The 18,145-nt window shown below is 67.5% G+C and carries 13 protein-coding genes; 10 read left to right on the top strand and 3 right to left on the bottom strand.

What is annotated here, in order from left to right; all coding sequences use genetic code 11:
* The first annotated feature begins 38 nt into the window (after positions 1–38).
* From ilvD to AC5RVV_RS03575, 7 genes are all read left to right on the top strand, one after another.
* Positions 39–1,742, top strand: a complete 1,704-nt coding sequence (ilvD, locus tag AC5RVV_RS03605) for a dihydroxy-acid dehydratase (RefSeq protein WP_494000034.1) — start codon at positions 39–41, stop codon at positions 1,740–1,742.
* A gap of 355 nt (positions 1,743–2,097) precedes the next feature.
* Positions 2,098–3,999 carry an acetolactate synthase large subunit gene (locus tag AC5RVV_RS03600; protein ID WP_494000033.1) on the top strand — a complete coding sequence of 634 codons (1,902 nt, stop codon included), beginning with the start codon at positions 2,098–2,100 and terminating at the stop codon, positions 3,997–3,999.
* A 2-nt stretch (positions 4,000–4,001) separates the two neighbouring features.
* Positions 4,002–4,514, top strand: coding sequence for an acetolactate synthase small subunit (gene ilvN / locus AC5RVV_RS03595; RefSeq protein WP_493979937.1), 513 nt, complete (start codon positions 4,002–4,004; stop codon positions 4,512–4,514).
* A gap of 35 nt (positions 4,515–4,549) precedes the next feature.
* Positions 4,550–5,575 carry a ketol-acid reductoisomerase gene (gene ilvC / locus AC5RVV_RS03590; RefSeq protein ID WP_493941723.1) on the top strand — a complete coding sequence of 342 codons (1,026 nt, stop codon included), beginning with the start codon at positions 4,550–4,552 and terminating at the stop codon, positions 5,573–5,575.
* A gap of 310 nt (positions 5,576–5,885) precedes the next feature.
* Positions 5,886–7,475 carry a phosphoglycerate dehydrogenase gene (gene serA, locus AC5RVV_RS03585; RefSeq protein WP_494000032.1) on the top strand — a complete coding sequence of 530 codons (1,590 nt, stop codon included), beginning with the start codon at positions 5,886–5,888 and terminating at the stop codon, positions 7,473–7,475.
* A 163-nt stretch (positions 7,476–7,638) separates the two neighbouring features.
* On the top strand, positions 7,639–10,452 hold the full coding sequence (locus tag AC5RVV_RS03580; protein ID WP_494000031.1) for an ABC transporter permease: 2,814 nt from the start codon (positions 7,639–7,641) through the stop codon (positions 10,450–10,452).
* Positions 10,449–11,150, top strand: coding sequence for an ABC transporter ATP-binding protein (locus tag AC5RVV_RS03575; protein ID WP_494000030.1), 702 nt, complete (start codon positions 10,449–10,451; stop codon positions 11,148–11,150). Before AC5RVV_RS03580 ends, AC5RVV_RS03575 begins: the two co-directional genes overlap by 4 nt.
* Before the next feature lie 159 nt (positions 11,151–11,309).
* Here the strand turns inward: AC5RVV_RS03575 and AC5RVV_RS03570 are convergent, their stop codons facing one another.
* On the bottom strand, positions 11,310–12,266 hold the full coding sequence (locus AC5RVV_RS03570; RefSeq protein ID WP_494000029.1) for a type IV toxin-antitoxin system AbiEi family antitoxin domain-containing protein: 957 nt from the start codon (positions 12,264–12,266) through the stop codon (positions 11,310–11,312).
* Positions 12,267–12,490: 224 nt separating this feature from the next.
* On the opposite strand from AC5RVV_RS03570, the gene metG reads away from it, so the two are divergent.
* Entirely contained in the window at positions 12,491–14,050 is a 1,560-nt protein-coding gene (gene metG, locus AC5RVV_RS03565) for a methionine--tRNA ligase (RefSeq protein WP_494000028.1), read from the top strand.
* 85 nt (positions 14,051–14,135) lie between these two features.
* On the opposite strand, the gene AC5RVV_RS03560 is transcribed toward metG, so the two are convergent.
* Together AC5RVV_RS03560 and AC5RVV_RS03555 are read right to left on the bottom strand one after the other, a co-directional pair.
* Positions 14,136–14,654, bottom strand: a complete 519-nt coding sequence (locus AC5RVV_RS03560; protein WP_494000027.1) for a hypothetical protein — start codon at positions 14,652–14,654, stop codon at positions 14,136–14,138.
* 210 nt (positions 14,655–14,864) lie between these two features.
* On the bottom strand, positions 14,865–16,271 hold the full coding sequence (locus tag AC5RVV_RS03555; RefSeq protein ID WP_494000026.1) for an APC family permease: 1,407 nt from the start codon (positions 16,269–16,271) through the stop codon (positions 14,865–14,867).
* Between the two features lie 182 nt (positions 16,272–16,453).
* Between AC5RVV_RS03555 and AC5RVV_RS03550 the strand changes: the two genes are divergently transcribed.
* Together AC5RVV_RS03550 and AC5RVV_RS03545 are read left to right on the top strand one after the other, a co-directional pair.
* Positions 16,454–16,780 (top strand): cupin domain-containing protein, encoded by a 327-nt coding sequence (locus AC5RVV_RS03550; protein WP_494000025.1) that lies wholly within the window; start codon positions 16,454–16,456, stop codon positions 16,778–16,780.
* Positions 16,781–17,017: 237 nt separating this feature from the next.
* Positions 17,018–18,139: an LCP family protein gene (locus AC5RVV_RS03545; protein ID WP_494000024.1), complete on the top strand. Its 1,122-nt coding sequence runs from the start codon at positions 17,018–17,020 to the stop codon at positions 18,137–18,139.
* The last annotated feature ends 6 nt before the right edge of the window (positions 18,140–18,145 follow it).

Raw genomic sequence — 18,145 nt, 5'->3', positions numbered from 1 at the left:
GGCCCTGCCATGGCGGCGCGGGTCATAGAATCGATGCCATGAGTGCGGACGCAACCCCAGACATCAAGCCCCGTAGCCGGGTAGTAACCGATGGCATCCACGCCGCTCCGGCGCGCGGCATGCTCCGAGCCGTAGGGATGGGCGACGAGGACTTCGCCAAGCCGCAGATCGGCATCGCGAGCTCCTGGAACGAAATCACCCCCTGCAACCTTTCGCTGAACCGGCTGGCCCAGGGCGCCAAGGAAGGCGTCCACGCCGGCGGCGGTTTCCCGATGCAGTTCGGCACCATCTCCGTCTCCGACGGCATTTCCATGGGGCACGAGGGCATGCACTTCTCGCTGGTCTCCCGCGAGGTCATCGCCGACTCGGTGGAAACGGTCATGATGGCCGAGCGCCTCGACGGTTCCGTGCTGCTGGCCGGCTGCGACAAGTCGCTGCCGGGCATGCTGATGGCCGCCGCCCGCCTGAACCTCTCCTCGGTGTTCCTCTACGCCGGCACGATCATGCCCGGCTTCGCGAAGATGGAGGACGGCTCGGAGAAGGAAGTCACCCTGATCGACGCCTTCGAAGCCGTGGGGGCCTGCGCCGCCGGCAAGATGAGCCGCAAGGACCTGGACTCGATCGAACGCGCCATCTGCCCGGGCGAAGGCGCCTGCGGCGGCATGTACACGGCCAACACCATGGCCTCCATCGGCGAGGCCATGGGCATGTCGCTGCCGGGCTCGGCCGCGCCGCCCTCGGCGGACCGCCGCCGCGACAACTTCGCGCACAAGTCCGGCGAGGCCGTGGTGAACCTGCTGCGCAAGGGCATCCGCGCCCGCGACATCATGACCAAGAAGGCCTTCGAGAACGCCATCGCGGTGACCATGGCCTTCGGCGGCTCCACCAACGCCGTGCTGCACCTGCTGGCGATCGCCCGCGAGGCGGAGGTGGACCTGACGCTGGACGACTTCAACCGGATCGGCGACAAGGTCCCGCACTTGGCCGACATGAAGCCCTTCGGCCGCCACGTGATGTTCGACCTGGACAAAATCGGCGGCGTCCCGGTGGTCATGAAGGCGCTGCTGGATGCGGGCCTGCTGCACGGCGACTGCCTGACCGTGACCGGCAAGACCGTGGCCGAGAACCTGGCGGCCATCAACCCGCCGGACCCGGACGGCAAGATCCTGCGCGCCCTGGACAACCCCATCCACAAGACCGGCGGCGTGACCATCCTGCACGGTTCGCTGGCTCCCGAAGGCGCCGTGGTCAAGTCCGCGGGCTTCGACGCCGACGTCTTCGAGGGCACCGCCCGCGTGTTCGAACGCGAGCAGGGCGCCCTGGACGCGCTGGACAACGGGCAGATCAAGGCCGGCGACGTGGTGGTCATCCGCTACGAGGGCCCCAAGGGCGGCCCGGGCATGCGCGAAATGCTGGCCATCACGGGCGCCATCAAGGGCGCCGGGCTCGGCAAGGACGTGCTGCTGCTCACCGACGGCCGGTTCTCCGGCGGCACCACCGGCCTGTGCATCGGACACGTGGCGCCGGAAGCGGTCGACGGCGGCCCGATCGCGTTCGTGCGCGACGGCGACCTGATCCGCGTGGACATCGCGGCCCGCAGCTTCGACCTGCTGGTCGACGAGGCCGAACTGGAAGCGCGCCGGGTGGGCTGGGAACCGCTGGCGCCGAAGTTCACCACCGGTGTGCTGGCCAAGTACGTCAAGCTTGTGAACTCCGCCTCCACCGGCGCGTACTGCAGCTGAACCACGACGGCGGGCGCCTCCCCTCCGCGAGGCGGGCGCCCGCCGTCGTGCCCCTCCCCGGGTGAAGGGTCCATCTTGTGGACTCGGATGCCCAAATAGTGAGACGGCGATGTCTCAGGTTGACACTGATATCCGCGTGGCACGAGACTGAAGCCATGCAAAGCGTATCCGTGGTCGTCCTTACCAAGCGCGTGGCGTAACCGCCCGTCTGGCACGACCACGTCACGCGCGAAACCCCATCGGAGCCAACCGGCTCGACGGGGTTTTTTTATTTGCAGAAGAGAACAGGGCCGTTCCCCGCTCGCGGAGGACGGCAAGCACATCAGAGAACATCAAGATCCGCAAAGGAAATCCGATGACTAAGGGATCGCCAATCAGCCCCTCGCTGATGGCCAACAAGGCGCCGGCCTCGCCCGACGCCCTCAAAACCAAAGATGTAGCTGCCTCTGTCTCTTCCGTCGTGGACGGCCTCAGCCCGGTAGTCGGGCCGAACAACATCGTGCCGCCCACGGAAATGACCGGCTCACAAGCCGTTGTCCGTTCGCTGGAAGAACTGGGCGTCGATGACGTCTTCGGGTTGCCGGGCGGGGCCATCCTCCCCACCTACGACCCGCTCATGGATTCGGCCAAGATCAACCACGTCTTGGTCCGTCATGAACAGGGTGCAGGCCACGCCGCACAGGGTTATGCCATGGTCACCGGCCGCGCCGGTGTCTGCATTGTCACCTCCGGCCCGGGGGCCACCAACCTGGTCACCGCCATTGCCGACGCGCACATGGACTCGGTGCCGATGGTGGCGATCACCGGGCAGGTCTCCTCGGCCGTGATCGGCTCGGACGCGTTCCAGGAAGCGGACATCGTCGGCATCACCATGCCGGTCACCAAGCACTCCTACCTGGTCACCAAGGCGCAGGACATTCCCCGCGCGCTGGCCGAGGCGTTCCACATTGCCACCACCGGCCGCCCCGGCCCGGTGCTGGTGGACATCACCAAGGACGCCCAGCAGTCCACCATGAGCTTCTCCTGGCCGCCGAAGATCGACATCCCCGGCTACCGCACCGTGGTCCGCGGGCACTCCAAGCAGGTCCGCGAGGCCGCCAAGCTGATCGCCGCGGCGGAGCGCCCGGCCTTCTACGTGGGCGGCGGCGTGATCAAGGCCCACGCGTCGCAGGAGCTGCGCGAGCTGGCCGAGCTGGTGGGCGCCCCGGTGGCCACCACGCTGATGGCCCGCGGCGTGTTCCCGGACTCGCACCCGCAGCACGTGGGGATGCCGGGCATGCACGGCTCCGTCTCGGCAGTGACCGCGCTGCAGCAGGCCGACCTGCTGATCACGCTCGGCGCCCGCTTCGACGACCGCGTCACCGGCGTGCTGAGCAGCTTCGCCCCGGGCGCCAAGGTGATCCACGCGGACATCGACCCGGCGGAGATCTCCAAGAACCGCACCGCCGACGTGCCGATCGTGGGCTCGGTCAAGGAGATCATTCCGGAACTGGCCGAGGCCTGCCGCGAGCGGTTCGCCGCCGAGGGAACCCCGGACCTCTCCGCCTGGTGGGCCACGCTGGACCGGCTGCGCGAGACCTACCCGCTGGGCTTCGCCGAGCCCGACGACGGCCTGATGGCCCCGCAGCAGGTGATCCAGCGGATCGGCGAGCTGACCGGTCCGGAAGGCGTCTACGTCGCCGGCGTGGGCCAGCACCAGATGTGGAGCGCGCAGTTTATCAAGTACGAGCGCCCGCACGCCTGGCTGAACTCCGGCGGCCTGGGCACCATGGGCTACTCGGTGCCGGCCGCGATGGGCGCCAAGGTGGGCAACCCGGACCGCGTGGTCTGGGCCATCGACGGCGACGGCTGCTTCCAGATGACCAACCAGGAACTGGCCACCTGCCGGCTGAACAACATCCCCATCAAGGTGGCGGTGATCAACAACTCCTCGCTGGGCATGGTCCGCCAGTGGCAGACCCTGTTCTACGACGGCCGGTACTCCAACACCGACCTGAACACCGGGCACGACACCGTGCGGGTGCCGGACTTCGTGAAGATGGCCGACGCCTACGACTGCGTTGGCCTGCGCTGCGAACGTCCGGAGGACATCGACGCCACGATCCAGCAGGCGCTGGCGATCAACGACCGCCCCGTGGTCATCGACTTCGTGGTCAGCCCCAACGCCATGGTGTGGCCGATGGTGCCCTCCGGCGTGAGCAACGACCTGATCCAGATTGCCCGCGACATGACCCCCGAGTGGGAAGAGGAGGACTAGGAATGTCCCGCCATACCCTTTCAGTGCTGGTGGAGGACGTCCCGGGCGTGCTGACCCGCGTCGCCAGCCTCTTCGCCCGCCGGGCGTTCAACATCCATTCTCTGGCCGTCGGCCCCACGGAAGCAGACGGGTTCTCCCGCATTACCGTGGTGGTCGAGGCCGAGGGCGACCTGCTGGAGCAGGTCACCAAACAACTGAACAAGCTCATCAACGTCATCAAGATTGTCGAGCTGGTTCCCGAAACTTCCGTGCAACGCGACCACATCCTGGTCAAGGTCCGCGCGGATGCCGCAACACGGCTGCAGGTAACCCAGGCAGCAGACTTGTTCCGCGCCTCCGTGGTCGACGTGTCTACCGACTCGTTGGTCCTGGAGGCCACCGGCACCGCCGATAAGCTCGAGGCCCTGCTTGCAGTGCTGGAGCCGTTTGGCATCCGCGAAATAGTCCAATCCGGAACGCTGGCCATTGGCCGCGGCTCCCGCTCCATGAGCGACCGCGCGCTGCGTTCCGCCTGATTCCTTTCCACGCAATCCCAACAGGAGAAACCTAAGTGACTGAGCTGTATTACGACGACGACGCCGACCTTTCGATCATCCAGGGCCGCAAGGTCGCTGTCATTGGCTACGGCAGCCAGGGCCACGCCCATGCCCTGAGCCTGCGCGACTCCGGCGTCGACGTCCGCGTCGGCCTGGCCGAGGGCTCCAAGTCCCGCGCCAAGGCGGAGGCCGAGGGCCTGAAGGTCCTCTCCGTCGCCGACGCTGCCGCCGAGGCCGACGTCATCATGATCCTGACCCCGGACCAGGTCCAGGCCAAGGTCTACGCCGAGTCCATCGCCGACAAGCTCGAAGAGGGCAACGCCCTGTTCTTCGGCCACGGCTTCAACATCCGCTACGGCTTCATCCAGCCGCCGGCCAACGTCGACGTCGCCCTGGTCGCCCCGAAGGGCCCGGGCCACATCGTGCGCCGCGAGTTCGAAGCCGGCCGCGGTGTCCCGGACCTGATCGCCATCGAGCAGGACTTCACCGGCAACGCCAAGGCCCTGGCGCTCTCCTACGCCAAGGGCATCGGCGGCACCCGCGCCGGCGTCATCGAGACCACGTTCACCGAAGAGACCGAGACCGACCTGTTCGGCGAGCAGGCCGTGCTCTGCGGCGGCGCCTCGCAGCTGGTGCAGTACGGCTTCGAGACCCTGACCGAGGCCGGCTACAAGCCGGAGATCGCCTACTTCGAGGTGCTGCACGAGCTCAAGCTGATCGTCGACCTGATGGTCGAAGGCGGCATCGCCAAGCAGCGCTGGTCGGTCTCCGACACCGCCGAGTTCGGCGACTACGTCTCCGGCCCGCGCGTGATCACCCCGGAGGTGAAGGAGAACATGAAGGCCGTCCTGGCCGACATCCAGAACGGCTCCTTCGCCAAGCGCTTCATGGACGACCAGGCCAACGGCGCCAAGGAGTTCCTGGAGCTGCGCCAGAAGGGCGAAGACCACCCGATCGAGGCCACCGGGCGCGAACTGCGCAAGCTGTTCTCCTGGATCAAGTCCGACGACGACTACACCGAGGGCGTAGCAGCCCGCTAGGTCAGTCCGACGGCCGGCGCCCACTGCGGGCGCCGGCCGTCGCGTTTCCGGAAGGCCCCGCCGTCGTCGTCACGGCTCCCGAGGCGCCCCGCCGTCGTCGTCGCGTTTCCGGAAGGCGCGCCGCCGTCGTCATGTTTCCGCGGCGCCCGCCGTCGTCGTCACGATTCCCATGGCCCGCCGTTTCACCGGGCCGGTGCCGGCCGGCCGGTACCGGTAACAACTGGGGGACAGGGCCGCAGCCGTTCTAGACTGGAGTCACCCCCATCTATACGCACGGCCATCACCATGCTTGCAGCGAAGGAACACCCCTGTGGAAAAACCAGTAGTCCTGCTGGCGGAGGAACTCTCCCCGGCGACCATCGAAGCCCTTGGGCCCGACTTCGAGATCCGGCAGACCGATGGAGCCGACAGGTCCCAGCTGCTGGCCGCGATTGCCGACGTCGACGCCATCCTGGTCCGCTCCGCCACCAAGGTGGACGCCGAGGCCATTGCCGCGGCCAAGAACCTGAAGGTCATCGCCCGTGCCGGCGTGGGCCTGGACAACGTGGACATCAAGGCCGCCACCCAGGCCGGCGTCATGGTCGTGAACGCTCCGACCTCCAACATCGTCTCCGCCGCTGAACTGACCGTCGGCCACATTCTGGCCCTGGCCCGCCACATCCCCGCCGCGAACGCCTCGCTCAAGGGCGGCGAGTGGAAGCGCTCCAAGTACACCGGCACCGAGATCTACGAGAAGAAGATCGGCATCATCGGCCTGGGCCGCATCGGCGCCCTGATCGCCGCGCGCATGCAGGCGTTCGAGACCCAGATCCTCGCCTACGACCCGTACGTGACCAGCGCCCGCGCCGCCCAGCTGGGCGTGCAGCTGGTCAGCCTGGACGAGCTGCTGGAGCAGTCCGACTTCATCACCATCCACATGCCGAAGACCCCGGAGACGGTGGGCATGATCGGTGCCGCCGCCTTCGAGAAGATGAAGCCCACCGCCTGCGTGGTCAACGTGGCCCGCGGCGGCCTGATCGACGAAGCCGCGCTCTACGACGCGCTGAAGGAAGGCAAGATCGCCGGCGCCGCCATCGACGTCTTCGTCACCGAGCCGAGCACCGACCTGCCGTTCTTCGAACTGGAGAACGTGGTGGTCACCCCGCACCTGGGCGCCTCCACCGAGGAAGCGCAGGAGAAGGCCGGCATCTCCGTGGCCAAGTCCGTGCGCCTGGCGCTGGCCGGGGAACTAGTGCCCGACGCCGTGAACGTGGCCGGCGGCGTGATCGCCCCGGACGTCCGCCCGGGCATCCCGCTGATCGAAAAGCTCGGCCGGATCTTCACCGCGCTGACCCACGACTCGGTGACCCAGATCGACGTCGAAGTGGCCGGCGAAATCGCCGAGCTGGACGTGAAGGCGCTGGAACTGGCCGCGCTCAAGGGCGTCTTCCGTGACGTCGTCTCCGAGCAGGTCTCCTACGTCAACGCCCCCGTGCTGGCCGAGCAGCGCGGCATCAACACCCGCCTGATCACCACCACGGAGTCCGAAGAGTACCGCAACGTGCTCACCATCCGCGGCGCCCTGTCGGACGGTTCGCAGATCTCCGTCTCCGGCACGCTGACCGGCCCCAAGCAGATCCAGAAGATCGTGGCCATCAACGGCTACGAGGTGGAAATGCCGATCAGCGAACACGTGATCGTCTTCCTCTACGAGGACCGTCCGGGCGTCATCGGCACCCTGGGCCGGCTGCTGGGCGAGCAGGACATCAACATCGCCGGCATGCAGGTGGCCCGGAACGACGCCAGCAAGCAGGCGCTGGCCGTGCTGACCGTGGACAGCGCCCTGCCGCAGGACCTGCTGGAAAGGCTCAGCGCGGAGATCGGCGCCGTCGTGGCCCGCGAAGTCGACCTGCAGGACTGACCCTCGCCGCGGTAAAGCGCGCCCGGTCCCTGCTGTTCCCCCGGGGCCGGGCGGGCTTTACGCAGACCCGCGGGTCGATTCCTCGCCTGCGCTCACCTCGTGAGAACCTTAATGCCGGGTCAATTCGACCTCTGGCCTTTTTGCTGCCGTATGGAGTGATTCTGTGGAAATCCGGTTCAACGCTGCGTCACGCTTCATGCGCAGCCGTTCGCTCGTGGTGACGGTCGCCGTCCTGATCGCGGCAATGGTCCTTTCCATTTTCGTCCAGGGCCGGGCACAGGCATCGCTGACCCGGATCGTCGACGCCAACACCCGCGGCGTGTACGACATCCTGGTCCTGCCCGAGGGCACCGCGGGCGACGAACTGCGCCAGCCGGACTTCCTCAGCGGCAACGGCGGCATCGCCGCGTCGGAGCTGGAGCAGGTCCGGGGAATCGACGGCGTCTCCGTCGCCGCCCCGATTTCGCTCGTGTCCAAGGTGGTCCAGGACATCGAGTTCCCGCAGCTGAAGGCCACCGACTACGTCGGCTACAACCCGAACATCGAGCAGTACCTCAAGGGCCAGGGCATCAAGGACGCCGTGCCCAAGGAAGAGTGGCCGGCGCCGGATTCCGTCTTCAACGAAGAACCGACGAACTACCGCATCACCGCCAAGGCCGTCAGCTCCGACGGCCTGACGGACACCGTCCTCTTTGAAACAGCCGCCGAGGGTTCCCTGGGCCAGGCCAAGCTGGAGGAGCTGAAAGTACCCGGCGGCACCAGCCTGCGCACCGTGGCACCCAAGGGCGAAACCGGCATCAAGTTCCCGGACCCGGCCGGCGGCAGCATGCACGGCGATTTCGACACCACCATCGCGCTGCCCATGCTGCCGCAGATCACCGAGACGGTGGTTGCCGTGGACCCGGCGGCCGAATCCGCGCTGCTCGGCGAGGCCGGCGACTTCCTGGCCCCGCTGAAGCAGGCACCGGAACCGACCGACCGCAACGCCCATGAACTGGGCCAGCACTTCTCCTCGCAGTTCGGCATGGGCATGTTCTCCGAGGGCGGCGAAGGCGCCGCCATCGACGGGCACCCGTTCGAGTTCTGGAGCCCGTTCTTTGTCCAGTACCAGAACGCGGTGGAAGCCGGCACGCTGGACGAGGAATCCCAGGTCATCCCCATGGTGGTCCGTTCCGGCACCGACCTGGACCTGACCTACTCGGTCACCATCGAAGCACTGGACGACGCCGGCAACACCGTTTCGGAGGTCGGCACCGTCAGCAAGGAGCTGGGGGAGGGCTACCTGCCCTTCGCCTCCAGCAAGCCCTTCCAGCTGCGCTGGCCCGGCGGCGAGGACTACAACTACCTGCTGGGCTCCGGCGGCGTCCAGATGGTCGCCGGCCTGCACCAGCCGCCGGTGTGGACCACGGACTTCATGTCCAACCCGGAGTTCACCGCCGGGGACGCCGCCAGCGACGGGAGCGCGGAGCAGACCGCCACGCCGCAGGGTTGGATCCAGGTCAACAAGCTGCCGGAGAAGACCCTCCAGTGGCAGCTGGAACCGGACCAGAGCCAGCGGGAACCGGTGGAGGAGCAGTCCTACCGCAGCACCGTGGATTCCGGCGGCGAATCCGCCACTCCTCTGCCCTTCGTCTACGGCACGTTCGACGCTTCCGCCGTGCGCGAGGCCGCCGGCGACGTGAACTACCTGCCGTTGGGCGGGTACGACCCGACGCCGGTGACCATCACCAAAGACGCCGAGGGCAACAACGTCGACGACACCGTGATGAAGCCGGGCCTCAGCGGCGCCGGCCTGTCCGTGCAGTCCGCGGGCGCCATCACCGACTTCGCCGGACTGGCCGCCGTCCGCGGCACCGGCGCCGAGGAGCCGGTCATCGACGCGGTCCGCGTCCGCGTCGACGCCGCCGGCTCGTGGGCCGACGCCGAAGACCAGATCAACGCCGTGGCCGCCGCGATCGAGGACCTCGGCCTGCAGACCCAGGTGGTGGCCGGCTCGGCCCGCGAAGACGTGTCCATCTACGTGCCGGACTACCACAAGGACGCCTCCGGCACGGTCAGCGACCTCGGCACCGTGCAGCAGTCCTGGGTCCGCCAGGGCGCGGCCGGCGAGGTGCAGGGCGCCCTGAGCGCCTCCAGCGCGGCGCTGCTGGCCCTGACCGTTGGCGGCGCGGCGCTGTTGACCGCCGCCAGCGCCGTCGCCTTCACCCGCTCCCGCCGGACCGAAGCCGTGACGCTGCGGGCCATGGGCTGGAACCGGCGGCGCATCCGCTCCTGGTTCCTGAACGAGCTGCTGATCGGCGGCGTCGCCGTGCTGGTGGTGGCCGTCGTGGCCAGCGCCATCAGCCGCAGCGCCGTGACGCTGTGGGTGTCGCTGATCGCGCTGGTCGTCTACGGTGCCTCCGCCTTCATCTCCGCCGCCATGCTCAAGCCGCATCCGGCGAAGGACATCGAACCCTCCGGGGCGGCCGGCGTGCCGTCGGTGAAGACCCCGCTGCAGTTCGCCGCCCGCCAGCTGAGCACCAACCGGTTCAACACCGTGGCCATCGCGTTGGGCGTCGCGGTGCTCGGCGCCGCGGCCGGAGCCCTGATGGCGGTGCTGGCCGACATTCCGCGGGCAGCCGGCAGCACGGCGCTCGGTTCGCTGGCCGCCGCACAGCTGAGCGGCCTGAACATCGCGCTGGCGCTGCTCGGCGTGGTCACGGCGCTGCTGCTGGCGCTGATGACCACCCGGTTCGAGGCGCGCCGCAAGCGCGAACAGTTTGCCATCCTCGGCGCCATGGGCTGGACGCCCACGCTGCTGCTGCAGGCCCGCCGCGGCGAGGCCGGCATCACCGCCGCCGTCGCACTGCCGCTTGCGGTCATCGGCGCCGTCGTGACCGCCCTGTTTATTGCACCGCATACCGCGGTGTGGGCCGCTGCCGCTGGCATCGCGGCCGTGCTCCTCTGGTTTGTTTTGATGACAAGGACCCGGAAATGATCGAAGAACCCCTGACCCGCGCCGCCACCAAGGAGCGCACCGCCGACCATGCCATGCCGGTGGAGCTGCGGGGCATCACCATCCGGTACGACGGCGGTGCCGAGCCGCTCGTGATTGCCGACGACTTCGACCTCGGTCTGGAAGCCGGCACCATGCACTGCCTGGCCGGCCGCAGCGGCTCCGGCAAGACCAGCATCCTCACCGTGGCCGCCGGGCTGCAGCAGCCCACGGCCGGCGAGGTGTTCTGGCAGGGCGATGCCCTCAGCGCCATGGACGACGACGAGATCTCCGACCGCCGCCGGGCCCTGATTGGCTACGTGGACCAGGGCGGCGCGCTGATCGACGGCATGAGCGCGCTGGAGAACGTCCTGCTGCCGGCCGTGCCCGACGGCAAGGTGGAAGAGCGCACCGAGATGGCCAAGGACCTGCTGGACCTGGTCGGGCTGGGCCGCCGCATGCGCCACCGTCCGGGCCAGCTCTCCGGCGGCGAACGCCAGCGGGTGGCCATCGCCCGCGCGTTGATCCTGGGCACCAAGGTCCTGGTCGTGGACGAGCCCACCGCCAACCTGGACCGCGAACAGGCCAACAAGATCATTCACATCCTGAAGGACACGACCAAGGACGGCATTGCCGTGCTCGTGGCGTCCCACGACCAGGAACTCATCAAGGCCGCGGACAGCAGCACCCGGATGAACTAGGCGCTCACGGCCCGTGATCTGGAGACGAGGTCAGGGGTCAGCGTCCAGGTCACCGCTCATGGCCCCTGATCTGGAGACGAGGTCAGGGGTCAGCGTCCAGATCACCGGTTACAGCCCCTGATCTGGCAGCCAAAGGGGGATCTGGTGGATGGCGTCCGCTCACGCCGTCTGGCCTGAGGCCTTGCGAAACGCCTCGTTGTACTTCCGGACCAAACGCTGCCTGAGCGCATCATCGTCGTCGAGATGGCTCCATCGGACACGGACGATCGTCCAGCCGTCTTCCATCAAACGAGTCTCCCGCTTCCGCTCGTCCAGAATCACTTGGTCCGTGGGGTGATAGGCGCGGTACTTGCTGTCGCCGTCGAACTCGAAGATGAGCTTCAGTCCCGGCCAAGCGAAGTCAGCGCGGTAAGTGCCCTCCGCCGTCCTGATCTCGTGTTGAAGTACCGGCGGCGGGAAGTTCCAACTGCGCAGTTTCAGCCGCAATCTGGTCTCACCCGCCGATTCGGACCGCCCATCGACGGTGTCGAGCACTTGCCGGACGCGTGTCAGGAAGCGTGATCTGGGGGCGGCGTCTGCCAATTCATGCATCCGTTCGAGGCTCGCACCGAGCTGGAGGGCCGAATCGGCGATGACCACGGCCGGTTCGAACGGCAGTGCCCGCGCGCAGTCCAGTACCGTCCGCTCACGGGATGTTACGCGGATGCCCCCGTCCAGAATCCGCACGTCTCGGTCCGGCACCTGATGGGTGTGCCGCACCACCCCGGTGCCAGCGGACTTCTCGCCACGGCGGCCGCGCTGGATCACATGGATTTCAGGCGGCGCGTTCCAGATGTGCAGGCCCCACAGCCGTGCGGCCGAAGCATGGCTGTAAACAAGGTTGCCGTCGGAAGCCGCGTGGTGGGCTTTAATCATCAGCACCTGCTGGTCCCACGGTTTCTGCGCCCGCCAGTATTCCTCCGAGACGTAGATGCCGCGCCGCAGGCGGCGCAGGATCCTGCGGCGCACGGCGGCAGTGATCTGGCGTTCCTCGATCCCGAGTTCGCGCAGTTCCTGGTAGCTGACGATTCGGTCAATGCGGCATGTCTGCCCGAGACTGCCGATGAGTTCGTCCATCGACCCAACGTGCCCCACGTCCCGCCCGCCGTCGATCCCGGCGGCCTTATCTGTGGACAAAGCACGACGGCGGCGCTCCTTCCCGGGGCGGCTCTTCCGGTGTCGGCGGCAACGCCGGCGGTGATCACGACGTACCGGTGTCCTAACCACCCTGCCCGCGCTGCATACCGCCATCCTTTCCGGCACATTTCGACACCGCCGAACGCAGAGGGTAATTTCATAGGGTGACCGCATCCGAGCCCAAGCCCCCGTTCTACATCACCACGGCCATCACGTATCCCAACGGCGTGCCGCATATCGGCCATGCCTACGAGTACATTGCGACCGACGCGATGGCCCGCTTCAAGCGCCTGGACGGCTACGACGTCATGTTCCTGACCGGCACGGACGAGCACGGCATGAAGATCGCCCAGACCGCCGCCAAGGAGGGCATGACCCCGAAGGAATTGGTGGACCGGAACACCGCGGCTTACAAGTCGGCCCATCAGGTGCTGGAGATCTCCTACGACAGGTTCATCCGCACCACCGATCCCGACCACTACGCCGCTTCCCAGGCCATCTGGAAGAAGATGGAAGAGGCCGGGGACATCTACCTGGGCAAGTACGAGGGCTGGTACTCGGTCCGCGACGAGGCCTACTACGCCGAGGACGAGACCGAGCTCCGCGACGACGGCAAGCGCTACTCCGTCCAGACCGACACCGAACTGACCTGGACCGAGGAGGAGAGCTACTTCTTCCGGCTCTCCAACTACCAGGACAAGCTGCTCAAGCTCTACGAAGACCACCCCGATTTCGGCGCCCCGCGCAGCCGCTTCAACGAGGTCATCAGCTTCGTCAAGGGCGGCCTGGAGGACCTGTCGATCTCCCGGACCACCTTCGACTGGGGCGTGCCGGTCCCGGGCAACGACAAGCACGTCATGTACGTCTGGGTCGACGCGCTGACCAACTACCTCACCGGCGTCGGTTACCCGGACACGGAGTCGGAGTCGTTCAAGAAGTTCTGGCCGGCCGACGTCCACGTGATCGGCAAGGACATCTCCCGCTTCCACGCCGTCTACTGGCCCGCCTTCCTGATGTCGGCCGGCCTGGAACTGCCCAAGCGCGTCATGATCCACGGCTTCCTGAACAACAACGGCGTGAAGATGTCCAAGTCGCTGGGCAACGTGGTCGCTCCCGCCGAATGGGTGGCGCAGTACGGCCTGGACCAGGTGCGCTTCTTCCTGCTGCGCGAAGTTCCCTTCGGCGCCGACGGCTCCTACAACCACGATGCCGTGGTCGGCCGGATGAACGCGGACCTGGCCAACAACCTGGGCAACCTCGCCCAGCGGTCGCTGTCCATGGTGGCGAAGAACTGCGAGGGCAAGGTCCCGCAGCCCGCGACGCTCGCCGCCGAGGACCACGAACTGCTGGCCCGTGCCGAGCGACTCCTCGAGAAGTCCCGGGCGGCCTACGAGGTTCAGGATTTCCACGGGTCGCTCGAAGCCATCTGGACCGTGCTCGGCGACACCAACGCGTACTTCGCGGAGCAGGCCCCGTGGGTGCTGCGCAAGACGGACGTGGAGCGGATGAACACCGTGCTTTACGTGACGCTCGAGGTGCTGCGCATCGTTTCCATCCTGGTCCAGCCGGTCATGCCCACCGCGGCCGGCAAGCTGCTGGACGTGCTGGGACAGGACGACGGCGGCGCCCGCGACTTCGCTGCCATCGGCACGGCTTTGGTGCCGGGCACCCCGCTGCCGGCGCCCACGCCGATCTTCCCGAAGTACGAAGAACCGGCCGGCTAGCTGATCGTCGTGGGGCAGGAAGCGGCTGCCGGGTAGCCCTAGCCGCCAGGCAGGAAGCGCCTGCCGGGTGGCCTGCCGGGTAGCCCTACCCGCCCGGCAGGAAGCGGCGGGCCGCGGTCGCGGCCATGATCCGCTCCACCCGTCTCTGCTGGTCCGCAGCCTGGGCCTCGAGTTCCTGGAAGCGGGTGGCGTCCAGCCGGCGGTCCCTGGGCGCCAGAACGGTCAGGACCTGCCACATGCACTGCTTGCCGCGCAGGGCGGACATCAGTGATTCGAGTTCCAGTTGGGCGCCCACCCCGCCCGAAGCGCGCGTGGGGTTGAGCGGGTTCACTTTGCTGGCAATGGCACCGGCCATCGAGCCGAGCTGCTTGAGCTTGTTGCGCCGGTAACCGAAGCTGCGGTGCAGGGCCTTCAATTCCTTGCGCTCTGCGGACACCTCGTCGCGCAGCTTCCGGAACTCGGCCTCCTCCGGTGTTCCCGCCCACGACTGGCGGACGGCGTCGAACAGCTGCACGCCCGCAGCCGAACCCAGCAGGTGGTAGTCAAGATAGGCGGCGAGGTTCTCCTGGTCCAGTGTCCCGGTCCGGTGTTTCTTGGGGGCCATGGCCTTCCTTCCTGCTGGCTCTGATTCACGCCCGCGGCCGGTCTCAGAAGGCCGCCGGCGTCGTCGTCACGCGGACGGCCTCCGCCGTCGTTGTTTCACTGTCCTTACCCACCCATGCCCCGGGTCAATCGCCCGGGCTCCGTCAATCGGCGGCTTCGGACGATCGCCGGTGCGATGAGTCACCCGGTTCGCTCCGTACGCCCGGTCCCGTCAACCGCCCAGTTCCTCCGGGCTGCGGAACCTCGTCTTCCTGCCGTACGCGCCGCGGTTCCAGAGCCAGGTGAGCAGCCACAGCACCAGGCCGAGGCCGATCAGCAGGCCGGCAATCTGGTATTCGATCGGATCCTGCGCCCACGGGCCCACCAGGAAGAGGCATGTGGCCATCCCGAGGTAGGGCAGCACGGTGGGGGTCCGGAAATGTTTGCGGTCGACCGGTTTGCGGCGCAGGACCAGCACCGCCAGGTTCACGATCGTGAAGACGCCCAGCAGCAGCAGGGCAGTGGTGCCGCCCAGCGCGGCGACGGTGTCGGTGCCCATCAGGTTGGTGACCACGAAGATCAAGACGAACGCAATGAGCGTGGTGAAGATGATGGAGGCCCAGGGCGAGCGGCGGTTGGGGTGGACCTTGCCCAGGAACCGCGGCAGCACGTCCTGCCGGGCCATGCCGTAGAGCAGGCGGCTGGCCATCAGCATGTTGATCAGCGCGGTGTTCGCCACGGCGAACATGGACAGGAACGGATAGATGACGTCCACCGGGAACCCCGGCGCGCCGACCGACACGACTTCCAGCAGCGGCGTCGGGCTTTCCGACAGCTGCCCGATCGGCACGATGGCCACCGCGGTGATGGACACCAACAAGTACACGATCACGGTGATGCCCAGGCCAGTGAGCATGACCTTGGGGAAGGTGGTGACCGGGTCCTTGGTCTCTTCGGCCATGTTCACCGAGTCCTCGAAGCCCACGAAGGAGAAGAACGCCAAGGAGGTGGCGGCGGTGATGGCCAGGAAGACGCCCTTGTCCTCCGAGGTTTCGAACACCATGACCCGGCTGAAGTCGACATTGCCCTGGCTCATGGCCCAGAAGCCGATGAAGATCACGATCAGCAGGCCGGTGAACTCCACTACCGTCAGGACCACGTTGAACTTCACCGACTCGCTGACGCCGCGGAAGTTGATTCCCGCCAGGACCGCCATGAAGACGATCGCCACCCAGGTCACGCCGGTCTGGTTCCAGTCCAGGTTGAACCCGGCGATGAAGTTCTCACCCAGGAACTTGGCGGCGGTGGAGGCGGAGGTGATGCCGGAACTGAGCACGGCGAACGTCACCAGGAAGGTGAGGAAATGGACGCCGAAGGCCTTGTGCGTGTACAGCGCGGCCCCGGCGGCCTGCGGGTACTTGGTGACGAGCTCCAGGTAGGAGAACGCGGTGATGGTGGCCACGACGAACGCGAGCAGCAGCGGGGCCCACGCCGCGCCGCCCACCTCGCCGGCCACCTGTCCGGTCAGCGCGTAGACGCCCGTGCCCAGGATGTCACCCACGATGAACAGGAGCAGGAGTTTGGGTCCTATGGCCCGTTTCAGCTCCGGTTGTTTTTCGGTTGTGGTGGAACCGCTCATGCCTTTCCTCCGTCCACACGGCGCTCTGCACTGCTCTGTCCCGCCAACGTAGCATCAGGCCCTGCCGATGTCTCCGCCGTGGCGGCCGCCGGGGAAGCGAACGGCTGGATCGCCGTTCCCCTGGGACCGCCGGCGCGCAGTCGGTAGAGTGTCGGCTACCCGCTGACCGGAAGGCCGCTCCGATGACCTACAAAGCCCTGTCCCTTGCCAGCCTGCGTCCCGCCTCGGGAGCCGCCGTCTTCCGTGGCAGCGAACACGGGGCCCACGCATCCTTCTTCGTGAACTCGCGCGGTGCCGAACGCCACCGCCATCCCTATGAGGAAATCTTCGTACTGCTCGACGGCGAGATCGACTTCACGATCGACGGCCAGTCCGGCCATGCGGGCGCGGAAACGGTGATCGTCATCCCGGCGTACGCCTGGCACGAGTTCACGGCCACCACCGGGGACGGCGTCAGGATGGTGAACATCCACCCCGTCGCGGAAATGCAGACCGAATGGGCCAGGTAGTGCCCGCCGGCGCATGCCGGAGAAGGGGGCGCCCGGGCTGGTCCCGCCACGGGCCGGGGCCCGATGGCAGTGGGCAGGTACCCTCCCACGGGCGAGCCGCGGCGGTGGGAAGGGCACCCGCTGACGCCCCCCCTTGAGGAGAACATCGGTCCGACGGGAAGGGCTGTCTCGGCCGGCGCACAGACGTCCCGCGGTGAAACCTTTGCACAGCGGCCGGGTAAGCGGGAACATAAAGCCATGAAACTTGCCCGCCTCGCAGCGCTCCCGCTCGTATCCCTTCTCCTGCTGACCGGCTGCGCGCCGAAGGCCGAGCAGCCCCGTCCGCTGCATTCGGCAACTCCCAGCCCCAGCATGCTGGAGACCGGCGAGATGCCCGAACCCCTGGCGGAGCTGGCGACGGCTATCTACGAGGGCGGCGACGTGGCTGCCAACAAGCTGGCTGCCCGTGCGCTCGCCGGCCGGACTCCGGTCGAAGCCAAAACCACCGTCAAGGCCGCGACCGGTGAATGGAACGGGCAGGACATGGCCGTCCTGACCTCCGGCGACGACGTGACCCTTGCCGTAGACAAGGACGGAACGTGGACTGCAGTGGGCGGCTGGTGGCCTTCGCTCGACGTGAACAAGACGGTTCTGGGCGGCAAGCGCCACGTCCTGCTCATAGGCTCCGACGCCCAGAAGAGCAAGGGCGAGAAGGTTCGCGAAGCCCGCGCCGACGCCCTCCAGGTAATCGGCGTGGACGGCAAGGGCGGAGGCGGCATCCTGGGCATCCCGCGGGATCTCTGGGTGGACATGCCAGGCGGCGGCCAGGCGAAGATCAACGCGGCCATGATGCGGGGCGGACCCAAGGCGCAGCAGAAGGTCGTGGCGGACGTGACCGGCCTGAAGGTGGAGGGCTACATCCTCACCGGTTTCAGGCAGTTCGAGGACCTGGTGGATGAAATCGGCGGCGTCACCATTGACGCCCCGATCCCGGTGCTGGACGTCAAGGCGGGAAAGAGCAAGCTCGACGGTGAGACGGCGCTGGACTACGCCCGGGAGCGGAAAACCCTGCGCAACGGCGACTTCGGCCGCTCCGGGCACCAGGGGGTGCTGTTGCTCGGATTCGCCGCCATGGCCAAGATGAGCGGACCGGCCGGGCTGGTCGACCTGCTCACCGCCGCCGATCCGCTGGTCGAGACCAACCTGAGCGCGGAGCAGGCGCTGACGCTCGGCGCCTGGGTCTACAAGACCAAGCCGGCCAAGGTCGGGCACCAAGTCCCCGAGCCCGGCTTCGGCTACAGCGCGGACGGTCAGTACATGCTGCCCATGGATGCCAAGACGCGCAAAATCTTCGATTCCTTCGCCGACGGCGATCTTTAGGCGGCC

Source organism: Arthrobacter sp. MDT2-34-1 (assembly GCF_059091365.1).
This window is presented reverse-complemented; position numbering and strand designations above follow the sequence as displayed.

What these genes read in the sequence shown, in the direction of transcription:
- AC5RVV_RS03600 (WP_494000033.1), top strand. Translation starts at nt 2,098, where the DNA reads ATGACTAAGGGATCGCCAATCAGCCCCTCGCTGATGGCCAACAAGGCG.
- AC5RVV_RS03550 (WP_494000025.1), top strand. Translation starts at nt 16,454, where the DNA reads ATGACCTACAAAGCCCTGTCCCTTGCCAGCCTGCGTCCCGCCTCGGGA.
- ilvD (WP_494000034.1), top strand. Translation starts at nt 39, where the DNA reads ATGAGTGCGGACGCAACCCCAGACATCAAGCCCCGTAGCCGGGTAGTA.
- AC5RVV_RS03545 (WP_494000024.1), top strand. Translation starts at nt 17,018, where the DNA reads ATGAAACTTGCCCGCCTCGCAGCGCTCCCGCTCGTATCCCTTCTCCTG.
- AC5RVV_RS03570 (WP_494000029.1), bottom strand. Translation starts at nt 12,266, where the DNA reads ATGGACGAACTCATCGGCAGTCTCGGGCAGACATGCCGCATTGACCGA.
- ilvN (WP_493979937.1), top strand. Translation starts at nt 4,002, where the DNA reads ATGTCCCGCCATACCCTTTCAGTGCTGGTGGAGGACGTCCCGGGCGTG.
- AC5RVV_RS03575 (WP_494000030.1), top strand. Translation starts at nt 10,449, where the DNA reads ATGATCGAAGAACCCCTGACCCGCGCCGCCACCAAGGAGCGCACCGCC.
- AC5RVV_RS03555 (WP_494000026.1), bottom strand. Translation starts at nt 16,271, where the DNA reads ATGAGCGGTTCCACCACAACCGAAAAACAACCGGAGCTGAAACGGGCC.
- AC5RVV_RS03560 (WP_494000027.1), bottom strand. Translation starts at nt 14,654, where the DNA reads ATGGCCCCCAAGAAACACCGGACCGGGACACTGGACCAGGAGAACCTC.